A 5,217-nucleotide genomic window follows, 5' to 3' on the forward strand; every position below is an offset into this window, starting at 1 on the left:
CTTTTTGTTTCATCTGACGAAAAATCTGACGGCGCATCTGACGCACAATCTTTGCGCGGTATTGCCTTACATATTTACTTAAAGGAGAATTTATCATGAGCAAAGACTTCAACGATTTTCTGAACACCCCGGACAATTCCGCAATGTATGACACCCAGGATATCCAGGATAACAAGATCTGGGCTGCCCTTTCCTATGTGGGAATTCTGTTCATTCTGCCGCTGCTGGTGAATGGCGGCAACTCCCGTTATGGAAAATTTCACGCAAATCAGGGATTTATCCTGTTTCTGGCGGGTGTTGTCTGCGGCATTGCCGGTGGCATCCTGAGCTTGATACCGATTATTGGCGGCATTCTGTCTGCACTGCTTTCTCTGGCACTGCTGGCGCTGACTATCATCGGTATTATCAATGCTGCAAACGGCAAGGCAAAGGAACTGCCTCTGATCGGCGGTCTGCTGCACGTATTTGATAAGTGATCGGGAAGGATGGAAATATCCGTTCCGGTTTGGATGATGTTATGATTGGTAGGGACACGGTGTGCCGTGTCCTTGCGTGAATTTGCGTGAGTTTGTTTTGTTATTGGCTTTTTAGAAGCGCTGTCATCTCCTCTGCTGCAGTACAATCGTATTGCACCGCCCCGATCAGCATCTGATTTTCATCCACCAGCAGTTCCGTACGGAGTGTATCCTGTCCGGAACTGCTTTGTGTATAAGTATAGCGTGTTGCCGTCTCTCCCAGATGTGCCGTCAGAGCTAGCCCCTGTGCGTTCTGCAACGCTGCATAGCCCTCATAGGCATCATCCACGCTGACAGGCAACCGTACTGTCTCAGCGGCAATACAACTGCTCTCCGGTTGCCCTTGTGCCCGGAGGAATTCCGTCCGTGCGGCTTCGTCCTCCAGGATGATCTGCACCGGCTCCTCCGCCGGCGGTTCCTGCTGTATCCACCACGCCAGCCAGCCGCATCCGAAAAGTAAGCCCAGTATGCCGGCTGCTAAAATACCACGTTTTCCCATTCTATGCTGCCTCCTTTGCTGTATGGTATGCGGACAGATGAGAAAACAGAACAGGAGGTTTTTTTATGCGCCTGGATCAATTTTTGTCTGCCAGAACCATGTATTCCCGCCGGGAACTGCGCCAGATGATCACAAAGGGAAAGGTCACAGTGGACGGCGCTGTTACAAAACGTGCCGATCTGCCTGTTGATCCGGAACAGAACACCGTATTGCTCTGCGGAAAGCATGTCTCCGGCGATCAGTATCTCTATGTGCTGCTGCACAAGCCCAAGGGTTATGTCACTTCCACAGATGAGCCGGGACAGCACACTGTCATGGAACTGATTCCGCCGGAAATGTGCCGGAAGGAACTGTGCCCGGTGGGACGGCTGGACAAGGATTCTACGGGGATGCTCCTCCTGACCGACGATGGACAGCTGGCACACCAGGTCATTGCGGCACGGAGCCACGTGGCGAAATACTACCGTATCACGCTGGCACGTCCCTGGGAGGACGATTATGCGCCGCAGATCGCCGCTGGTATTACCCTTGCAGACGGCGCACAGTGTATGCCGGCACAGGCGGCACTTGTGCCGGGGACGACTCACGAAGTTCTGATCTGTCTCCATGAGGGAAAGTATCACCAGGTGCGGCGCATGTTTGCTGCCCTGGGAAATCATGTCAGCGAACTGGAACGTGTGGCACTGGGCGGGCTGCTTTTGCCGCCGGATCTGGCGCTGGGAGACTGTATTTTGCTCTCTGAAAAAGATGTCCAAAAAATGCTGAAATGTGAAACAGATTTTGCAAGTTTGCTACAAACGCACCAGAGAAGTTCGTCATAATTGATAAATGTACATGCAGAATTTTGGGCAATAAACGACTTGAAAAATGTTTGTTTTTTTGGTATTATTATATTGTCACCGAGAGCAGCGGACGGGAGTTTGGCTCCGTGCTGTTTGGATCGGGAAAATAATCTAGTTTAGGAGGAACTGCACGAATGGCAAGTTTATCACTTCGACATATTTATAAGAAGTATCCGGGCAACGTTGTTGCAGTAAAGGATGTTAATCTGGAAATCAAGGATAAGGAATTTATCGTACTGGTAGGACCTTCCGGTTGTGGTAAGTCCACTACACTGCGTATGATCGCAGGTCTGGAAGAGATCTCTGAAGGTGAGCTGTACATCGGCGACCGTCTGGTAAACGACATCGCACCGAAGGACAGAGATATCGCAATGGTATTCCAGAACTACGCGCTGTATCCGCACATGACCGTTTTCGACAACATGGCATTCGGTCTGAAGCTGCGTAAGGTTCCGAAGGATGAGATCGCTCGTAAGGTTGAAGAAGCTGCAAAGATCCTGGATCTGAGCCATCTGCTGGATCGTAAGCCGAAGGCTATGTCCGGTGGTCAGAGACAGCGTGTTGCGCTGGGTCGTGCTATCGTTCGTAATCCGCAGGTATTCCTGCTTGACGAGCCGCTGTCCAACCTGGATGCAAAGCTCCGTGCGCAGATGAGAACTGAGATCTCCAAGCTGCACAAGAAGCTGGGTACTACATTTATCTACGTAACCCACGACCAGACTGAGGCTATGACCATGGGTGACCGTATCGTAGTTATGAAGGATGGTATCATTCAGCAGATCGATACACCGCAGGCTCTGTACGAGCGTCCGGGCAACAAGTTTGTTGCAGGATTCCTGGGTTCTCCGCAGATGAACTTCATCGATGCTGTTCTGAAGAAGGCAGACAACTACTATGTAGAGTTTGGTTCGGAAGCAACCAAGACTGCAAAGGCTGTAAAGTATCAGATCGAGATTCCGGCTGCAAAGGTAACACCGGAACTGGCAAAGTATGTCGACAAGGAAGTTATTCTGGGTATCCGTCCGGAAGCAATCCACGACGACGAGATGTTCCTGTCCAACGCAAGCACTGGTGTCATCGACACTACTGTTGAAATCACAGAAATGATGGGTGCTGAGACCTATCTGTATCTGGTTTGCGCCGGCATTCCGCTGACTGCTCGTGTAGATCCGCGCTCTACTGCTCGTCCGCAGGATGAGATCAAGGTTGCTCTGGATCCGAACAAGATTCACCTGTTCGACAAGGAAACCGAAGTAACAATCATTAACTAAGTTTCTTTTCAACTGATTTTTATAAGAAGGATCTGTACTCTTATGGAGTGCAGGTCCTTTTGTTTTATCTGACGAAAATCTGATAGTGCATCTGACGCACAATCTTTGTGCGATATTGCCCTAAATTTGCAAAAATATAAAAAAATGACCTGCATAAAGCAGGTCCAAAGATAGATGAAACCATTTAGGGGAATTGGGGGATTCTTCAATCCATGCTTAAAGTATACAGAAGAAAGCTTGAAGCAATCTTAAAAAATGATGTGTTTTCGGGATTTTCTAAGGATTTGCACAGCTCGTTCCGACGTTGGGTCAGAACAGCACTTCAGTACGCTCAGAAAACACAAAAGCCTTGCCGAAAATCGACAAGGCTTTATGGCGCGGAAGGAGGGATTTGAACCCTCGCGCCGGTTTCCCGACCTACTCCCTTAGCAGGGGAGCCCCTTCACCACTTGGGTACTTCCGCACACGAGTATAGTGAATCAAAATATGGAATATTCCATTTGTTTGAGAATGTTCAACTGGCGGAGAGGGTGGGATTCGAACCCACGGTTCCTCTCGGAATCACTGGTTTTCAAGACCAGCTCCTTAAACCACTCGGACACCTCTCCAATTCGCACTAACAGCTTATTTATTATACAACAAAATGACTTCTTTGTCAAGTGAATTTGCAGAAAAACTTTCTTCAAAACAAAACTCTTTTAAAAGGAAAGCCAGTTTGCAAAAACTTGAAATATATCCATCCAGAATTCCTAAGAAAAGAATGTGCCATGAACTGCAATATAAAAAAGAAAAAAGCTTGCATTCTTTGGAGATATGTCTTATAATGAAAGAGTAGCTTATGAAAAAGGAGACTGGCTTATGCTGTATCAATATTCCCTGACAACACCGGCAGAGGATCTCTGCCCCATTACCGCCCAGGTGCAGGGCGCTGTGGCAGAAAGCGGTATTTCCGACGGTATTTGCGTGGTATACTGCCCCCACACAACCGCTGGGATCACCATTAATGAAAATGCCGATCCGGATGTGGTCACAGATCTGCTGCTTGCCTATCGGAAAGCATTCCCCGACCGCCCGGAATTCCGCCATATGGAGGGCAATTCTTCCGCCCATGCCCGTGCTTCCGCCATGGGGAGTAGTGTCACCATTCCGGTGAAAAATGGCAGACTGGTGCTTGGCACATGGCAGGGTGTGTATTTCTGCGAATTTGACGGCCCGCGCAGACGGACATTCTATGTAAACATCATTGCCGGTTAAGAGAGGAGCATTTGTTATGGATCAGGAAAAATGTAACACACTGCAAAACTGGATCAATGCTGCGCAGCGCATTGTCTTTTTTGGCGGTGCCGGCGTTTCCACGGAGAGCGGCATTCCCGATTTCCGCAGTCAGGACGGGCTGTATCATCAGCAGTATGACGTACCCCCGGAGACCATTCTGAGTCACACCTATTTTGAACGGCATACCGAGGATTTCTACCGCTTTTACCGGAACAAGATGATATGCCTGACGGCGAAGCCAAACGCAGCCCATCGGAAGCTTGCGGAGCTGGAACGAGCTGGGAAGCTTATGGCTGTGGTGACCCAGAATATTGACGGACTGCATCAGCTGGCAGGGAGCCGCAATGTGCTGGAACTCCACGGCAGCGTCCACCGGAATATCTGCCGTGCCTGCGGTGCAGTGTACGATGCGGCGTGGATCATGATGACCACCGGTGTGCCCCATTGTGACGCCTGCGGTGCCATGGTAAAGCCGGATGTGGTGCTCTATGAGGAATCCCTGCCCGAGGATACGCTGACTCGTTCCGTGAACGCCATTGCCAATGCAGATCTGCTTCTTGTGGGCGGTACTTCTTTGACGGTCTATCCGGCGGCGGGATTGCTGCGCTATTTCCGGGGCGATCATCTGGTGCTCATAAACCGGGATGCCACCCAAATGGACAACATGGCAGATCTGTGCATTCAGGATCCCATCGGGGAAGTGCTGGGGCAGATTACGGTTTGAAAATCAAGGGCAATACCGCACAAAGATTGTGCGTCATATGCGCCGTCAGATTTTTCGTCAGATGAAACAAAAAGCGCAGTGAATACTTTGT

General features: G+C 49.8%; 6 protein-coding genes and 2 tRNA genes. 5 read left to right on the forward strand and 3 right to left on the reverse strand.

Going from position 1 to position 5,217, the window contains the following annotated elements:
* Positions 1 to 95 precede the first annotated feature (95 nt).
* Entirely contained in the window at positions 96 to 476 is a 381-nt protein-coding gene (locus tag Q0418_RS08045) for a DUF4870 domain-containing protein (protein WP_298483626.1), read from the forward strand.
* Between the two features lie 100 nt (positions 477 to 576).
* Here the strand turns inward: Q0418_RS08045 and Q0418_RS08050 are convergent, their stop codons facing one another.
* Entirely contained in the window at positions 577 to 1,014 is a 438-nt protein-coding gene (locus tag Q0418_RS08050; protein WP_298483627.1) for a DUF4830 domain-containing protein, read from the reverse strand.
* 65 nt (positions 1,015 to 1,079) lie between these two features.
* Here Q0418_RS08050 and Q0418_RS08055 point away from each other — a divergent pair, with 65 nt between their 5' ends.
* Together Q0418_RS08055 and Q0418_RS08060 are read left to right on the forward strand one after the other, a co-directional pair.
* A complete protein-coding gene (locus Q0418_RS08055; protein ID WP_298483628.1) occupies positions 1,080 to 1,835 on the forward strand; it encodes a pseudouridine synthase in 756 nt (251 codons plus the stop codon).
* Between the two features lie 155 nt (positions 1,836 to 1,990).
* Positions 1,991 to 3,127 (forward strand): ABC transporter ATP-binding protein, encoded by a 1,137-nt coding sequence (locus Q0418_RS08060; protein WP_298483629.1) that lies wholly within the window; start codon positions 1,991 to 1,993, stop codon positions 3,125 to 3,127.
* A gap of 373 nt (positions 3,128 to 3,500) precedes the next feature.
* Here the strand turns inward: Q0418_RS08060 and Q0418_RS08065 are convergent.
* Together Q0418_RS08065 and Q0418_RS08070 are read right to left on the reverse strand one after the other, a co-directional pair.
* Positions 3,501 to 3,590: transfer RNA gene (locus Q0418_RS08065), tRNA-Ser, on the reverse strand.
* A 56-nt stretch (positions 3,591 to 3,646) separates the two neighbouring features.
* Positions 3,647 to 3,735 (reverse strand) — tRNA-Ser (locus tag Q0418_RS08070).
* A gap of 250 nt (positions 3,736 to 3,985) precedes the next feature.
* Between Q0418_RS08070 and Q0418_RS08075 the strand changes: the two genes are divergently transcribed.
* The gene (locus Q0418_RS08075) at positions 3,986 to 4,381 is read left to right on the forward strand and encodes a secondary thiamine-phosphate synthase enzyme YjbQ (RefSeq protein WP_298483630.1); all 396 of its coding nucleotides are present in this window, start codon (positions 3,986 to 3,988) and stop codon (positions 4,379 to 4,381) included.
* A gap of 16 nt (positions 4,382 to 4,397) precedes the next feature.
* The gene (locus Q0418_RS08080; RefSeq protein ID WP_298483631.1) at positions 4,398 to 5,126 is read left to right on the forward strand and encodes an NAD-dependent protein deacylase; all 729 of its coding nucleotides are present in this window, start codon (positions 4,398 to 4,400) and stop codon (positions 5,124 to 5,126) included.
* The last annotated feature ends 91 nt before the right edge of the window (positions 5,127 to 5,217 follow it).

The organism is uncultured Ruminococcus sp. (assembly GCF_937915125.1).
Taxonomy (GTDB): Bacteria; Bacillota; Clostridia; order Oscillospirales; family Ruminococcaceae; genus Ruminococcus_C.